Source organism: Streptomyces sp. NPDC087787 (assembly GCF_044743035.1).
Lineage (GTDB): Bacteria > Actinomycetota > Actinomycetes > Streptomycetales > Streptomycetaceae > Streptomyces.
Genome location: NZ_JBIUVQ010000001.1, coordinates 336,747 through 351,090 on the forward strand (window position 1 = coordinate 336,747; position 14,344 = coordinate 351,090).

Annotated in this window: 16 protein-coding genes; 2 read left to right on the forward strand and 14 right to left on the reverse strand. The window is 68.6% G+C overall.

Translation table 11 applies throughout. The annotated features are described in order from the left end of the window. Window positions 1–6: 6 nt before the first annotated feature. From ACIOWN_RS01595 to ACIOWN_RS01650, 12 genes are all read right to left on the reverse strand, one after another. Window positions 7–246 carry a helix-turn-helix transcriptional regulator gene (locus ACIOWN_RS01595; protein WP_401979699.1) on the reverse strand — a complete coding sequence of 80 codons (240 nt, stop codon included), beginning with the start codon at window positions 244–246 and terminating at the stop codon, window positions 7–9. Window positions 247–686: 440 nt separating this feature from the next. Continuing rightward, the gene (locus ACIOWN_RS01600; RefSeq protein WP_401979701.1) at window positions 687–2,165 is read right to left on the reverse strand and encodes an ATP-binding protein; all 1,479 of its coding nucleotides are present in this window, start codon (window positions 2,163–2,165) and stop codon (window positions 687–689) included. A gap of 2 nt (window positions 2,166–2,167) precedes the next feature. Next, window positions 2,168–3,007: a bifunctional DNA primase/polymerase gene (locus tag ACIOWN_RS01605; RefSeq protein WP_401979704.1), complete on the reverse strand. Its 840-nt coding sequence runs from the start codon at window positions 3,005–3,007 to the stop codon at window positions 2,168–2,170. Beyond that, window positions 3,004–3,726, reverse strand: coding sequence for a DNA methylase (locus ACIOWN_RS01610; protein WP_401979706.1), 723 nt, complete (start codon window positions 3,724–3,726; stop codon window positions 3,004–3,006). The genes ACIOWN_RS01605 and ACIOWN_RS01610 overlap by 4 nt, the downstream gene beginning before the upstream one ends. 90 nt (window positions 3,727–3,816) lie before the next feature. Further along, window positions 3,817–4,311, reverse strand: coding sequence for a hypothetical protein (locus ACIOWN_RS01615; protein WP_401979708.1), 495 nt, complete (start codon window positions 4,309–4,311; stop codon window positions 3,817–3,819). Between the two features lie 204 nt (window positions 4,312–4,515). Beyond that, on the reverse strand, window positions 4,516–6,633 hold the full coding sequence (locus ACIOWN_RS01620; protein WP_401979711.1) for an ATP-binding protein: 2,118 nt from the start codon (window positions 6,631–6,633) through the stop codon (window positions 4,516–4,518). Window positions 6,634–6,760: 127 nt separating this feature from the next. Further along, the gene (locus tag ACIOWN_RS01625) at window positions 6,761–7,078 is read right to left on the reverse strand and encodes a hypothetical protein (protein ID WP_401979713.1); all 318 of its coding nucleotides are present in this window, start codon (window positions 7,076–7,078) and stop codon (window positions 6,761–6,763) included. 1 nt (window position 7,079) lies between these two features. Continuing rightward, window positions 7,080–7,442, reverse strand: coding sequence for an RRQRL motif-containing zinc-binding protein (locus tag ACIOWN_RS01630; protein WP_401979715.1), 363 nt, complete (start codon window positions 7,440–7,442; stop codon window positions 7,080–7,082). Next, window positions 7,442–8,302 (reverse strand): protein spdB, encoded by an 861-nt coding sequence (locus tag ACIOWN_RS01635; protein WP_401979718.1) that lies wholly within the window; start codon window positions 8,300–8,302, stop codon window positions 7,442–7,444. Before ACIOWN_RS01635 ends, ACIOWN_RS01630 begins: the two co-directional genes overlap by 1 nt. After that, complete coding sequence (locus ACIOWN_RS01640; protein ID WP_401979720.1) at window positions 8,299–8,580, reverse strand: DUF6303 family protein; 282 nt, start codon at window positions 8,578–8,580, stop codon at window positions 8,299–8,301. Before ACIOWN_RS01640 ends, ACIOWN_RS01635 begins: the two co-directional genes overlap by 4 nt. Then, a complete protein-coding gene (locus ACIOWN_RS01645; protein ID WP_401979723.1) occupies window positions 8,577–9,035 on the reverse strand; it encodes a Pycsar system effector family protein in 459 nt (152 codons plus the stop codon). The genes ACIOWN_RS01640 and ACIOWN_RS01645 overlap by 4 nt, the downstream gene beginning before the upstream one ends. Further along, on the reverse strand, window positions 9,032–9,301 hold the full coding sequence (locus ACIOWN_RS01650; RefSeq protein ID WP_401979725.1) for a DUF6284 family protein: 270 nt from the start codon (window positions 9,299–9,301) through the stop codon (window positions 9,032–9,034). Before ACIOWN_RS01650 ends, ACIOWN_RS01645 begins: the two co-directional genes overlap by 4 nt. Before the next feature lie 567 nt (window positions 9,302–9,868). On the opposite strand from ACIOWN_RS01650, the gene ACIOWN_RS01655 reads away from it, so the two are divergent. Together ACIOWN_RS01655 and ACIOWN_RS01660 are read left to right on the forward strand one after the other, a co-directional pair. Beyond that, on the forward strand, window positions 9,869–10,642 hold the full coding sequence (locus tag ACIOWN_RS01655) for a GntR family transcriptional regulator (RefSeq protein ID WP_401979728.1): 774 nt from the start codon (window positions 9,869–9,871) through the stop codon (window positions 10,640–10,642). Beyond that, the gene (locus ACIOWN_RS01660) at window positions 10,639–11,199 is read left to right on the forward strand and encodes a GNAT family N-acetyltransferase (RefSeq protein ID WP_401979731.1); all 561 of its coding nucleotides are present in this window, start codon (window positions 10,639–10,641) and stop codon (window positions 11,197–11,199) included. Before ACIOWN_RS01655 ends, ACIOWN_RS01660 begins: the two co-directional genes overlap by 4 nt. 1,240 nt (window positions 11,200–12,439) lie before the next feature. Here ACIOWN_RS01660 and ACIOWN_RS01665 read toward each other — a convergent pair. Together ACIOWN_RS01665 and ACIOWN_RS01670 are read right to left on the reverse strand one after the other, a co-directional pair. Then, entirely contained in the window at window positions 12,440–13,594 is a 1,155-nt protein-coding gene (locus ACIOWN_RS01665; protein WP_401979733.1) for a hypothetical protein, read from the reverse strand. Next, on the reverse strand, window positions 13,591–14,268 hold the full coding sequence (locus tag ACIOWN_RS01670; protein WP_401979735.1) for a DUF4365 domain-containing protein: 678 nt from the start codon (window positions 14,266–14,268) through the stop codon (window positions 13,591–13,593). Before ACIOWN_RS01670 ends, ACIOWN_RS01665 begins: the two co-directional genes overlap by 4 nt. Window positions 14,269–14,344: the final 76 nt, after the last annotated feature.

Genomic DNA, 14,344 nt, shown 5'->3' on the forward strand with positions numbered 1-14,344 from the left:
GTTCGGTTAGGCGGCGGCGGTTTCGGCGTACTTGCGCTGGTCGACGTAGGCCCGTACGTCGGCGGGGTCGTAGCGAAGGTGCTTGCCGATGCGGAAGCCGCGAGGGCCGGTGCGCTTCTTGCGCCACTGGTAGACGGTCTCCAGGGGCACCTCGAACATCTCGGCGATGTCGTCGGGGGTGAGGTACCGGTCCGGGAGGCCGCCTCGGAGAGTGGCGCGGAGGTCGGGATCTGCCGGCTTTGCCATATGGACTCCAAGCGGGGAGGTCGTAGCCGCGCCTGTCCGAGGTGCGGATTTCTGCGTCACCTGCGTCATCTGCGTCATTCATGGCCCTGACCTGCGGTTTCGTGGTGACGCAGGACCCTGGGGGTGTGTCACCGGTGACGCAGTCCTCCGTCATCGGGTGACGCTGGTGACGCGGGGTGACGCAGGAATCGGCTGTCTGCGTCACCCGTCTTCTGGCAGGTCACCGGGCGTTTTCGGGGTGCGGGTGACGCAGGTGACGCAGCGGCTCTCTACTTCGGACAAAGAGGGGGTGGTGTCTGTTGTGGTGCGCGGCTCAGAGAGTGAAGAAGGAGCCGCTTCGCGGCGCGTCCAGTGCAGGGCGGCGCTGCCGCCGAAGAGCAAGAGGAGCACGCGGGGCCGGGTGCTCCTCTTGCTTGTGGGGCGGTCGTGGTGCCGCGCGGTCAGAAGGCCGCTGCCTGCTCGGACGGGGGCGGCGCGGCGGCCGGCCGCGCGATCTCGATGTAGCGGGACGTGTTGGTGCGTCCCCAGTCGATGAGGACGCCCCGGGCGGCGAGGGTGGGCTGAAGGCGCTTGAGTCGGTCTGAGAGCACCTTGCCGGTGGTTGGCCACCCTTTGGGCAGGGGGCGGAAGTCCTCGCCCGTGTAGAGGCCCGTGAGGCAGTGCAGCCATTCGGCGGACGTCATCCGTTGCTCGGTGCCCGGGTCGACGCCGGCGGCGTGCTTGAGCACGGTCTGTGCCAGCAGGTCGCCCTCGATGACGTCGTCGTTGAGGTCGTCCAGGCTGGCTCGGTAGGCGGCGAGCGCTCCCAGACCGGTGGCCGCGTCGAGTTGCGCGCACAGGTGCGCGAAGTCGGCCATGCGCAGGTCGGTTGGGATGTCCGCCTGCGCTGCTCGCACCTGCACGGTGAGGTCCAGGAGCGAGCCGAGGATGACGGGCAGCACCTGGGCGAAGTCGGACCACAGTTCCGCCTCGGTGCGCCGGACGCGGGGGCGTTCCAGTCGCAGGGGCAGGAGCCGTTCGGCGAGGTCGGGGCGGATGACGCCGACGTCGATGCCGGTCAGGAGCAGGGGGCGGCGGTAGCCGATGCGGAAGACGTCGCCGTCGGTGAACAGGGCGCGCTTGACGTTCTCGGCTCCGGTGACGATGCAGCACATCGCGTCGGACAGTTCCGGGGTCATGTGGGAAAGGTTGTCCAGGGCGGTGACCCAGCCGGCCGCCACCGCCGTGATCAGGTTCTCCTCATCCTTCGGCGCCCGGCGCAGGTCCCCGGTCATGCCCTCGATGATCCGCACGAGCATCCGCCCACCGGTGGACTTGCCCGCACCCTGCGGGCCGGTGAGGAACGGGGCCGGCACGGGCACGGCCGGACCCAGGCAACCGATGAGCCACGCGATGGCCAGGCACTCGGTCTCCGCGGTCGCGAAGTTGCACAACCGCATCAGCAGATCGATGCCCTTGCCGTCAGTGTCCTTGACCGGCAAGGGCAGCTCCCCCGTGAGCTGGGTACGCCGCCAGCAGACTTCCTGCGGGTCCGGGGTGAGGATGTCCCACCCGGTGGGATGGATGCGCACGGACCGCCCGTCGCTGCGCCCCAAGTCCAGCCACGTCGCCCCGTCGAACCCGGGGGCGACGCGGATGTGCACGGGCTGCACGTCCTCCGTCAGCGCCAACGCTTCGATCAGGTCCAGCGCCTCCTTCATCGCGGTGCCGTTGAACACGCCAATGCCGTCCCTGAACAGTCCGACCATCAGTTCCTGCCGGTGGCTGCCCGTCGTGCCCTGCGAACGGATCGGACGAGCCACGGGGTGGCCGTTCCTCTGCGCGTACACGGTCCCGTCGGCGGTGCGGAAGTACCGAAAGTGGGATTGTGCGTAGTCGGTGATGATCTCGCGTGCTGGGTTCTTTTCGTCGTCGGACATGGTCACAGTCCCAACGTGGTGCGGGCGTTGGTCCACGCGTCCGTGCAGTGCCGGGCCGTCTCGCCCTTGCTCTGCGCGGCGGTGAACAGCCGCGTGACGTGCGCCTCGGTGAGGCAGCCGCACCGGCCGTGCGTGGACAGCACCGCGAGGAAGGTGCGGTAAACGGTCGCGTGAATCGCGCTACGGGCCTCCGCGATGCGCTGCTCCGCCATGGCGATGCCACGGTCCAGATAGGCGGGCGTGCGGTGGCGGCACTCCCCGCCCCCGACTCCCTTGGGCGCGGCTACCGCGTGCGGCGCCGGCCGGGCCGGGGAGGGTTCCTTGACGGCCAGCGCGCGGACGGCATCCGGCAGGGCGGTCATGGCGCCGGTGCCGGGCCCGAGGTAGCGGGCGTAGGCCATCGTGGACTTGATGTCGACGCCGGGCCGCACCGCGTTGCGGGACGCCATGGTGCCTCGGTAGATCCAGTGCTGTCCGCGCGTCGTCGGCACGGTCCGCGTGGCGGGCAGGGCACCGCGGGCCCAGGCGATGGCGTCCGCGTTGTCCAGGTCGACCACGGTCAGGCCGGCGCCGCCGGGGTGGTAGCCGACGCACACCGCCTGCCGCCACGCCGCGACCCACGGGGACGAGTCGATGACGGCCGGGGCGGTGGTGGCGGCGGCCCAGGCGTGGCAGATGCCGGGGCAGCGGCAGGGCCCGGCGGTCTTCATGTTCGGCCGGCCGCCGCACGCGTTGCCCGCGCAGGTGCGGCAGTTGCCGAACGGGACCTTGCCCCTGCGCAGGGGCAGGACCGGCACGCCGGACGCGGCGAGGCCCAGGGCGGTGCGCAGGTGCTCGTTCACGCTGCCACCCCCCGCACGGCCGCGAGGTAGGCGCGGCCGATGTGCTCGGTGTAGGCGGGCGGGATGGCCTCGGTCAGTTCCTCGCGCACATCCGTCCAGTCGATGCCCATCGCGGCTTGCAGCTCCGGGACGGACGGCTTGCCGCCGCCGTTGCCGTAGGCGGCGACGTAGGGGCCGTCGTAGAAGCGGCCGTGCCGGTAGCCGCGCACCCGTCCCCGATGGGCGATGTGCGCGGGCTGCGTGGTGGTCCAGCCGCCCAACTCGAAGTTGCGGTGCCGGATGACCCCGAGCCCGAACATCTCCCCGCACAGGGTCAAGTCCTTGCGGATCTCCGCGCGCCCGTTCGGTTGCTCGATGACGTACGGCAGGCCCGTGGCGTCGAGCAGGGTGCGGGTGGCGCCGACGAGGTCGACGTGGGAGCGGCCCCAGCCCTGGGAGGCGTTGGTGCCCACGGTCAGGGCGCATCCGTGCTGGCAGGGCGGGGAGGCGTGCACGAACGCGTACCGGCGGATCCCGCCCGACGCGATCAGCGCGGCCAGATACTCCAGCGCGTCACCCCGGTGGTAGGGGAAGGGGTAGTTCGACCGGTCGGCGATGTCGCAGCCGTCCACGGCGAACCCGGCGCGGGCGTAGCCCGTGGCGGCGCCGCCGGCGCAGGAGAACAGGTCCAGCAGTAACGGCCGGTGCCGCTCTCGCCGGATGTCGGTGGGTTGCGTCATGCTGGGAGGTCTCCAGTTCTCTGTGACAGTGCTGGATGGTCAGGGCGGCCCCGATTCATTGGCGTGAGTGGGGGGCCGCCCTTGGCGTAGCTAGTGGTTCGTGGTGCGGGCGAACAGTCCGCGGGTGTGCGTGGTGGTGTTCTCCTGGCGGACCGGGCCGGCGTAGTGGTGGTGGTGCTCGGTGTGGGCGGCCTTGAGGGCCCGCAGGGCCGATCCGATGGCGGCGGCGACGGCGGCCACGGCGGCGATGGGCAGGGTGACGAACAGGACCGACGCGAGGGACACGGCGGCGAATCCCTGGCAGGCGAGCCAGACACCGCACCCGACGCCCACGCACGCGGCACCGACACCGATCCCGGCGACGGCAGTGCCGGCGGCCCAGGCGGGGACGATCCGGTGGTCCGGCTGGGGGACCGGGGGCGTGGTGCCGTAGGCGGGCAGGGGGCTGGTGTCGCGGTACGAGGTCGGCACCTCGGGTGCGGGCCGGTAGGCGTCGGCGATGATCCGCCGTGCCTCGGCCGCGGCTTGGTCGTCGGTCATCCGGGCGTCCGGACGGGCCGGGCTGGGGGTGGTCTCGGGGGTCATGCGGAATCCCTTCCGGTGCTCGGTGAGGGAGGCGGAACCACCCCCTTGCGGGGTGGCTGTGGAGGGGTGTTTCAGGGGTCTGACCTGCGTGCCTCCCTGACTCCCTGACCGATCATCTGCGCTGGTCAGGGCCAGGGAGGCGGGTCAGGGAGGCGATCAGGGAGTTCTCCCTGCCTCCCTGACCCGTCGGGGGCCGCCTCCCTGTCACTCGGAGGCGGAAGCGGAACCATCCGCGTCGCGGTTGGCGAGCGCGCGGGCGACGCGGTCGCGGCCGACGACCATGCGGCCGTCGGACTTGTACGGCTCCGCGCCGGCGTCCTCCAGCACGCGCTTGAGGTCGCCCGGCGTCCACCGCCCGTAGGCATCCGAGTCGAGCGCGGACAGCCGCTTGAGGACGTCCGCGGTGAGCACGCGCGGCGCGTCCCCGAGCACGGCGAAGATGTCGGCGAGCGGGTCACGCTCCTCGCCCCGCCCGATGACGTGCAGCGTGGTCACCCCGTCCCGCAGCGCCTTGGCCCGCTCCGCGATCTCGGTGGCCGTCTCGGTGTCGATGTAGTGGGTGCGGACGGTGATGGACGCCTGGCCGGCGGGGATGGTGATGCCGTCGGAGGCGACGACGACCGTGCCCTTGTCCAGACCGGGCCGCAGCAGGTTCGGGGCCGCGCCCCCGTCCACGGCCTTGTCCCCCAGCGCCATCCGCGCCTGCGACTCCGTACCCAGCGCGAGCGAGGCACGCGTGTGGGCGCCCTCGCGCACCAGCTTCGGAAGGTTCTGGTCCGTGGGGTCCTGCGTGCCCTGCCACAGCAGCACGTTCACCGCGCGGCCCTGGTTGTGAATCTTCCGCGCGGCGGTGAAGTACCGGCTGGTGGCCTTGCTGCCGCCGTACGGCCGCCTCTGCTCGTCCTTGGCCGGGCACATGAACGCCACCTGCGCCTCATCGACCAGCAGGATCAGCGGCGGGAAGGCGGCCCCGTCCGCGGCCTGCAAGCGGCGCTCCATCTCGGTCACGCCGCCTTCGAGCATCTCGGTTGCCTCGATGACGTGGTCGTCGGTCGGGCCCTGGATCAGGATGGTGGCGAGCCCGATGAACATGGCCCAGTCACCGGCCCCCTTCAGATCCGCCACCCTGAACTCCACCCTGCGGTCCAGGGCGAGCCACAGGGCGAGCGCGCGCAGGGCGGCGGTCTTGCCCTGGTTGGACAGGCCCGTGATGAGCAGGTGCCGCTGATACAGGCTCAGTGCCGCGGCGTCGCCGCGCAGGTCCTGGCCCCAGGGGGCGCGGCCCTTGGTGTAGTCGGCGGTCAGGGTGTCGTCGGTGGCCAGCGGGGACGGGCCGATCGGCTCGTCCAGCGCCCCCGAGTCGGCGATCCACAGCCGTACGGTGCGGGCGGCTTCGGGGAGGGTGATGAACACCTCGTGCTCGTGCCGGGTCAGGTTCTCCGCGAGCTTCCGGCGCCGGTTCTGCACCTCGTTCGTCGACACTCCCGAGGGCAGGGTGACGTCGACTTCCACGCCGCATCCGGCGATGCGGATGGGTCCGAGCATGGACGCGCCGGCGTCGCCCATCTCCTTGATGGCGTTGCGTAGCGCCGGGACGCCGAGGTCGCGTAGGGCCTTGACCACGATCGAGGGAGTGATGGGTTCCCCTGCCGTGTCGCGGACGTTCACCGGGAGGGCCCAGGCGGGTGCGGCTTGCTGGTGGCTGCCGACGGCCCACAGGGCGAGCAGGGCGAGGAACGGGCCGATCGAGATGAGCGGCCCCCACACCACCTGAACGATCGTGATCAACAGTTGGATGAACTTGACCACGGCCATGAGCGGGGTGACGACGTCGGTGGCGTCCTTGTTGGCGATGGCCAGGACGACGCCGAGGGCGACCAGGGAGCCGATGCCCATCCCGGTGCCGACCAGCACACCCTTCGCCGCGTCCGTCGGCGAGTGCAGGAGGTCCATGCGGCGGCGGTGCCGGGCCTCGCGGAAGCGCTGCCCGCGCTCCTCCCACTCCGCGGCTGCCTCGTAGTTCCCGGCGGCCTCCGCCGCCCGGAGCATGCGCTCGTAGCGGGCGGCGGTGCGGCCGTCCCAGGTGCGGCGGGCCACGATCCGGGCGCCACCGAACACGTAGAGGCCGTGTCGGGCGGCGCCGCGTGCGGCGGCCCTGGTCGTCTCGTGCGTGATGACCGTGCGGATGGCACGGCCCGAGCGGACCCACAGGGGGACGACCGGGGCGGCGGGCTGCTCGGGGACGACGGTGAGGGTCGGGCGGGTGTCGGCGGTGGTGGGCGGGTCGGTGTGCTTGTGCAGGTGAACGACGTTGCCGCTCATGACAGGGCTACTCCTGACTGCCCCGGATCGGGGCGAAGTTGAAGGGGGCGGGGTGGACGTAGCGGTCGCGGCCACCCCGCCGGCAGCGGTGGGGGTCGGGTGCCGGTGCGGGCCGTCGCCGGCCGCGTCACCACCAACCGGAAGACTTCTTGGCGGACTTGGCAGCGGCGGCCTCGGTGACGATGCGCTGCCGCTCCGTCTGCAAAGCGGTGATCTCCGCGATCAGCCGCGTCTCGGCCGACTGCCACGCGGACTCCAGGCGGCGGTCGGCCCGGTCGGTGCCACGGCCGCGCATGACCCCGTAGGAGCCGCCGGCCATGGCCGCGACGATCGCGCGCCGCTCGCGGCCGTCCAGCGGCCACATCTCCCGCTCGCGGACCGCCTCCAACTTCCGGTTCGTCTTCTGGATCTCGCGGTCCAGACGGCGGGTGTCGGGCTTACCCATGTCAGGTACTCCTCGGGGTGTCGTCGTCAAGCGGGGTGGCGGGGGTGGGGAAGGCACAGGGAACGCACTTGCCGAGCGAGCCGGGGATCACGTATCCGGCATCGCGTCGGCACTGCGGGCAGAGGCGGCGGGCGGCGTTGGCCTTGGCCAGGGCCGCCCGCTTCGCGTCCGTCATGGGCCGCACCGGCTTGGCCAGATCGACCCGGTAGAGGTAGGCGACCAGCGGGCCCCGGCGGCGGCGTGGCCGTTCGAGCTGAGCGGCCACGCCCTGACCACCGGGCCGAAGTCCGCGGGCGCGGAGTTGGCGGCGGGTGGCGTAGCCGTCCGGGGCCAGGCGCCACCGGAACACCGGCAGCGCCCCCATCACGCGACACGCTTCCACGAGGCCCGCAACCGGACCTCGGACGCGGAGTGACCGGCGGCGCGGAAGCGGGCCGCCATCTCCCGGTAGGACAGGGCCGGGGTCTCGCTGTGACGGATCTCGTCGACCAACGCGTCAAGAGCTTCGTCGGTGAGCGCGGGTCCGGCCTCCAGTGGGAGCGCCGCCACCGGATCCGTGGGACCCCAGACCGGGAGTTCCCAGCAGGGTGTGACACCGGGCGTGACGCGGGTCGTCACGCTGGTCAGCGCCCTCCCGGTCTCCTCGCCCTTGCGGGCCGTCTCCAGCGTCGACCACGCCTCGGAGAGCGTCTCGGCGGTCTTGGCCTGGACGCGTGCGACGCGGGCGCCGGCCTCCGTCACGGCCGTCAGCCGGGTCTCCTCGGTGGACGCCTCGGCCCGCAGCCGGGCACGGGCCACGGCCGCTTCGTCACGCGCCTCCTGCTGAATGCCGCGGATCGCTCCGAGCGCGGTCGGGGTGAGCGCGGTGCGCTCCCACAGCCCGTGGACCAGCCACAGGGCCTTCGCGGCGATCGGCAGCCACGCCACGGCCAGCCACGCGCCCGTGGAACCCTCGGCGGTGACCGCGTGGGCGACCAGGACACCGGTCGCGATCAGGCCGAAGCACCAGCCGACGCCGGTCACGACGCGGCTGTGGTCGCCCTGTGCGGCCAGGCGGCGTTCGTAGGCGAGGGTGGCCAGCCATCCGCCGTCGATGCCGAGACCGACGACCAGGGCGACCGGCCACGGCATCGCCGTACCCAGCCACATCACGACCACGGCCAGCGTCAGCACCATGGATACGGCCGTCATCGCGACGGCCGGAAGAACGGTCTTCGCGCTCACGCCGCGTCCCCTTCCTGCCCACGCACGTCCACGGCCGCGATCAGAACAACCGGGCTGCTGTCGTCCTCGTAGATCCGGCCGTCCTCGATCCAGGACCACGGAGCGCCCGGCGCCACCTCGTAGCCGAGACCGGCCAGCACCGCCCGCCGCTCCGCGACGGTGGGCACCGGTCCGGACCGCTCCCACCGGAAGGTGGGCCACTCGCTCTCGCCGAACAGCACGACGTACAGGCGCCACGGCCCGCCGTCGCTCGCCATCTGCGCCGTCAAGGCCCTCACAGCGCACCCCCCGCCGTGAGCAGGGCGGCGAGGATGAGCAGGGCCCCGCCGGTGTAGGTGAGGTCGACCGCGCGGCGCAGGCAGGTGAACTTGGCGACGGCCAGCCGGGACAGGCCGGCGACGTCCGCCGCGAGGTCCCCGTCGTTGACGGTGGTGGTGATCTCGTCGGGGGTGAGGGTGGCCCACAGCGGGAAGCCGAAGCGCTCGCGCCGGTTGCCCAGGTTCGGGCGCACCGAGCGCAGCAGCATCCCTGCCGCGGCGACCAGCACCGCCAGGCCGCCCCCGCCGACGATGGCGGCCGACAGGGTCAGCGGGAGGTCGCGGGCGACCGTCCACGCGCCGGCCAGCACCGCGCCGACGAACGCCAACAGCAGCCCGGTCTTGCTGTCGGTCCGCGCGATCTCCGCCTTCACCTCAGCGTGCGCGGCACTCAGGTTCCGGCCGGTGGCGCTCACGCGGCACCCCCGGGCAGGCTCGCGCCGGCCGTGCGGTTGAGCAGTGCCACGCGGGCGGCGAGCGCCCTGCGGCGGGCGCGCCGGATGCGGCGGGCGTCCAGCTCGGACGGCGTCCGGTCCAACGTGAGGATCTGCGCGTCCAGCAGGTCGACGTCCGCGAGGATCACGGGCATCTCCAGCTCGATCGCGTCCAGCTCCGCGGCCGTCGGCTCCATGAAGTCGGCGAACGCGGTAACAGCGTCCTGAACAGTAACGATGGGGTTCATGGGTCGTGGTTCCTTTCACAGAGGAACGGCCCGAACGCGGCTCCCGGGTGGCACCCCGGGAGCCGCGCGCCGTTGAAGTCGATTCCGACTCCCCGCGCCCCCGCCCGTACGTCCCCCCGCATGCGGCGCGGAACGGACGGGCGAGAGAGGCAGTCGGCGCAGCAACCGTGCTGCGAACCGGAACGGACCGAGCTACCGCACGGCACCGCCGGCCGGTCCTTACCGGCGGTGCCCAAGGTCTTCGTTGTCGCATCAGGTCTCCCGGGAGGTCAGAGGAACAGAACGGCTGCAAGGGGGCCTTAAGCCCCACCCTCCGGCCGTTGCTCGCGGTCACCGGGCCACCTCGCCAGTACGGGCCGAAACCCTGTTCCACCTGGCCTTTAGCGGGATTGCAGCGTCCCCGCCCTCTGCGTCAGCGCAAGCGAAGGCAACTCAAGGGAATTGCTCCGCTTGCTCAACTTGTTGGTACAAGCTGATGCAGTGATGCTGCACCAGCAGAGAGTGAGCCGTCAAGGGATTGGAGCCCACATGTACCAACAAGTTGAGCGAGTGAGTCATGATGGGGGCATGAGCAAGCAGCCGAAGTACCGGCAGGTGGCCGATGTCCTGCGCAGAGAGATCGACAGCGGCACGTACGCGCCGGGCGCGCGGTTGCCGTCGGAGAGCGAACTGATGAAGCGCTTTGACGCTTCGAGGAACACCGTGCGGAACGGGCTAAGCCTCCTGGTCAGCCAGGGTCTCGTTTCGTCCAGCCAGGGGTTGGGCTACGAGGTCCGGTCACACGAGGTGTTCAAGCTCAACGCGTCCCGGTTCGAGAACTTGGACTTCCCGCAGAACGGTGACGCGTACCGCACGGACGTGACGAACGCCGGCCGTCGACCGCATCAGACATTCCGAGTCGAGATGACCCCGGCATCCGCGGATGTCGCGGAGCGGCTGAAGGTCGACGTGGGCTCCACCACGGTTCTGCGGTTCTGCCACCGGTACGTCGATGACGTGCCCTGGTCGACGCAAGCCACCTGGTATCCGGGGTGGCTTGTGGAGCGGTCCCCACGACTCACTGAGCCGGGTGACATCGAAGAGGGGACCACCCGCTATCTCGCCTCGCACGGGATCGAGCAGGTGGGCTACTTCGACGAGATCGCGGCACGAATGCCGACCCCCGAAGAGGCACGCCTCTTGGAGATCGGCGCCGGGGTGCCCGTGCTGCTCTGGACGCGTACCGGCTACTCGGAGGATCAGCCGATCCGGTGCACGGTCACCACCTTCCGGGGAGACCTGAACCAAATGAACTACGAGATCGGCACGCTGTCCGGCCGGGAAGAGAACGAGCCTCAGTGAGAATCTGCTCAGCGCAACCGCACGACCTGGCCAAGCTGCTCACCTTCCGACAGGAGGCGGCAGCTTGGCTGTCTCGTCTCGGCACAGACCAGTGGCAGCGCCCCTACCCGGCTGACAAGCTGCTCGCCACCATCGAGGCGGGAGAGGTATTCATGGTGCGCGATGGCGACGCCACAGCGGCCACGATCACGTTGACCCCGGTGGCGGAAGAGGGACTGTGGACCGCAGATGAGCTACGGGACCCCTCCCTGTTCATCAACAAGCTGACCGTGGCGCGGACGCACGCCGGCCAGAACCTTGGCGGCCGGTTGCTCGACTGGGCCGGGGACCGTGGCTGTCGGGCGGGTGCCGAGTGGCTTCGCCTGGACGCCTGGACGACGAACATCGGCTTGCAGGCGTACTACCTGCGCCAGGGTTTCCGGCACGTTCGGACGGTTCAGCAGGGGTTCGCCGTGAACGGCGGACCGAGGGTGTCAGGGTGGCTCGCACAGCGGGCAACGGGCCCCGCGGCGCACGGATTCACGGACGAAACCACAGCTCCCGAGCACGTGGGCTGACATCAACACCGGCATACAAGAACGCACGTCGGCGAACCAATTATCCCTATTTGTACCAATACGGAACCCGCCTCCGTGATGGAGGTCACAAAACTTCTACCAGCCGCCCAGGGCTTTATCTGCGTGAATCAGAGCCCCACCCTAGGGCATCCTTGGATGCCCTAGGGTGGGGCTGACCTGGAACGCTCCCCAGAAAAGTGATCCTCGCCACACGTCAAAGAGGGGCGATATTGCTGCACTTGATCTGTGAATCGGATTTGTGATATTGGACGAGACAATTCTGTCCAATATGCAGAGTCGCTGCACGTGAAGACCAGGCGCGGGTCGCCGCGAATGTCCGGAATGATGGTCTGGAATGCGAAATATGACCGCTCTGTCGATTTCGGGGTCACGGTGCGATGACCGAGTGTGGCGCAGCACACGTTGCTTGAAGGTCGGATCCCGTCTGTGAGCCAATTGCTCAGAGCACCCCAAACGTGGTGCTCCCACAGGCCGTTGGCCGCAGTCATGTCTCCACATGACTGCGGCCCCCTGATGGCACAGGGGGCCGCCGGGCAGTTGTGTAGCACCTAGAAGGGGCCGATACCCGTGTTCAACCGTAATGCCGCTCGCCGTCTTCGCACAGTGACACCGCTCACGCGTCGCCGTCGGAGCCTTCTACTCGCTGCCGGCGCCTCGGTCTCCGGTGCACTCCTCGGGGCGAGTGTCCTTGGTGGACTAGTCGAACCCGACACGGGGGCCGCCGTGGCGACCATCGGAAGTGCGACGACGGGTGCTGTGGCAGTCATCCTGCGCCGATCGCCGCGGGAGGAAGCAAAGGTGTCGCTCAGTAAATAGCAGGCTCTGAGGTCGCGGTGCAGCAGCGAAGTCCATCAACCGGCACCGCCCAGCACCGGCCCACCAAGGCTGTGGCTCGCTGTCCTGGTCGTTGTCCAGTTCGCTGGCGGGCATCAACGTTCGCCGCCGTACAGTCACCCATCCTGAGATGCTGCGCGTACCGGCTTGAACACCCTTGTACGGCCGTGCGGACAGTTGGAAAGCGTGTTGAGGGAAACCCCCTCACGGGTTGGAATTTGGGAGCAAGTAGTTGAGTGGCGTCCTGGCCATTCTCTGACCAGGACGCCACTAGCTAGTCTGGCGCTGTTTGCAAACGTCGAGGTCACGGGCCTAGTCGGGCGCGATCGGTGGCCGGTCTTGAAAACCGTCGTGCTCCCAGCGCGGTATAACTAACTCAACTTCATCAAGGAGACTCGAGGCGGACAGTGAAATTATATGGGTTCCGGAGTACGGACCTGTTGCCGCGCTTCTCCAGGCTTCCCGTTACCGCAACTGTGACTCCGCTGTCGTGGGCGCGCGTGGCTAGAGAGTAATCTTCTTCAGCCAACTCCAGCCAGATGCGACGTAGGCGGTCATTGACTCGGTCTTCGATGATGCCAGCAATGCTGACTTCCCCTGGCCCGAAAGCCCCTTCCCTGTGGAGCCTAACCACGGCGCCGACGACCGTAACGTCATCTTCTGGCGCGGCTGCCCGCATTTCCTTCGCCGCATCGCGCAGAACACTTACCTGATCTCTACTCAAGGTGATGGGAGCCGTCGGTATCACTGGACGCGACAGCGCCCACGTGGCGTCGATTTTTGCTTGCCCACCTTCCTTAGTAGTGAACCCTGCTAGCGCCTCGCAGAGGTTCGCATTAACTCCGCATTCGGCTCGTCGGGTGAATGCCTCAACTCCCTCGCTGCTTTGAATCACTTCATTCGCGGCCCAAAGTGCTTCCTTAGTGGCCTCTCTGAGCTTCAGTGAGACTGATCGTTCGAAAGGCTGGCTAGCCTGCCTTACAAGCGGGTCGTCCACTTCGATCTCAGTCTGACCACCGCGGCCAGGTACGGGAATATAGGCGGTGAGGATGTAACTGCCCTCAAAGGTGGGGCCAAGCCTGACAGATCTCATGAACTCAAGTGCCTTGGTGGGCTTGCGTGCTGGCTGCACCACCCGGGCCTGGGGTGCGGCGGTCAAGACTGCCCCTGAGAGAACCCATTGCCGGAGACTTTCGAAGGCTTTGACGCCCTCTTCGATTGGAGTAGTTCCCGGGTCCGCGTCTGGGTCAGTGTGGATGTAATGGACGTCAGCGTCTGAGACGGAGATCTCAAGCGAGATCTTTGCCTCACTGCGTCCTTCGGCGACAGACAGCGTCTTCAGCAGCGTCGCAACGTGGGAAAGGTAGCCCCGCATTTGGCGATGGCGAGGGACGAATACTTCGTAAGCTTCGTCCTGAGCGACCCACAAAGTTCCGCCGGGTTCCTCGTGTGAGATCCATCCATGGGTCGTTAGATAAAGGGAGATGCGGCGTGGATCGCTGGCCTGAGTGAATTGAAATCCGCCGGGTTCAATCATCACACCGCTTCCCTCCTCTGAAAAATCTCTCCCGTGACTAATTGAGTCAGAGTCTCAACTGTCAGCAGATTCTGACGCGGTACGTGCACCCTTTTCGTGGATTGCGCTTCGGGATCAATCGGGTCGTGATCCATGATGTCGACCCAGTAAATGGCGTGCTGAAAATTGCTCGACGTGTGAGTCGAAAGTACATACTCGGCCTTCGTGGCTGGCGTGTGCACCAGGAACAAATAACGTCTGGTAGGCAGGTCTACGCCCACGCGGCCGATCAAGTCGTTGTAGTTCTTGACCGGAATTGAATAGGAGAATGAGTCGCCTACATAGTTGGGATTGCAGCACGATTTCACCTGCGCCTCAATAAGTGGATAGCGCATCGTGCCAACGGCGCCGGGGAAGCCGATTTGAATGTCGACGCCGTCCGTATCAAGGGCCCGTTTGCCGGGATTCAACCCCGCGGCGCAAGAGAGTGCCCACACAAGCCCTTCGGCGAAGTGGCCTTGCCAAACCTCGCTCTGAAATCCCGCCACCCAGCGCCCCCTTGCCGCACTTCGCAGCTCCACCCCTCGCCAAGCCATGGTCACGGAGGATGAGCGATCAGCGCAATGGGGGCAGCGCACACCGAACGACGGCTGATGCATTTTGCCCTGATATGTCGCAACCAACTGAGGTGCCAACATGGCATCAGTGTGGCTTCTGACGTACCTGATCGCCTGCTAGCGGCGGACGTGTCGCGCCGGGCTCTACGGGCGGCCG

Excerpts from the sequence above, each read along its gene's own strand:
- ACIOWN_RS01610 (WP_401979706.1), bottom strand. The coding sequence starts at position 3,726 with ATGACGCAACCCACCGACATCCGGCGAGAGCGGCACCGGCCGTTACTG.
- ACIOWN_RS01600 (WP_401979701.1), bottom strand. The coding sequence starts at position 2,165 with ATGTCCGACGACGAAAAGAACCCAGCACGCGAGATCATCACCGACTAC.
- ACIOWN_RS01615 (WP_401979708.1), bottom strand. The coding sequence starts at position 4,311 with ATGACCCCCGAGACCACCCCCAGCCCGGCCCGTCCGGACGCCCGGATG.
- ACIOWN_RS01630 (WP_401979715.1), bottom strand. The coding sequence starts at position 7,442 with ATGGGGGCGCTGCCGGTGTTCCGGTGGCGCCTGGCCCCGGACGGCTAC.
- ACIOWN_RS01670 (WP_401979735.1), bottom strand. The coding sequence starts at position 14,268 with ATGTTGGCACCTCAGTTGGTTGCGACATATCAGGGCAAAATGCATCAG.
- ACIOWN_RS01650 (WP_401979725.1), bottom strand. The coding sequence starts at position 9,301 with ATGAACCCCATCGTTACTGTTCAGGACGCTGTTACCGCGTTCGCCGAC.
- ACIOWN_RS01625 (WP_401979713.1), bottom strand. The coding sequence starts at position 7,078 with ATGGGTAAGCCCGACACCCGCCGTCTGGACCGCGAGATCCAGAAGACG.
- ACIOWN_RS01620 (WP_401979711.1), bottom strand. The coding sequence starts at position 6,633 with ATGAGCGGCAACGTCGTTCACCTGCACAAGCACACCGACCCGCCCACC.
- ACIOWN_RS01595 (WP_401979699.1), bottom strand. The coding sequence starts at position 246 with ATGGCAAAGCCGGCAGATCCCGACCTCCGCGCCACTCTCCGAGGCGGC.
- ACIOWN_RS01655 (WP_401979728.1), top strand. The coding sequence starts at position 9,869 with ATGAGCAAGCAGCCGAAGTACCGGCAGGTGGCCGATGTCCTGCGCAGA.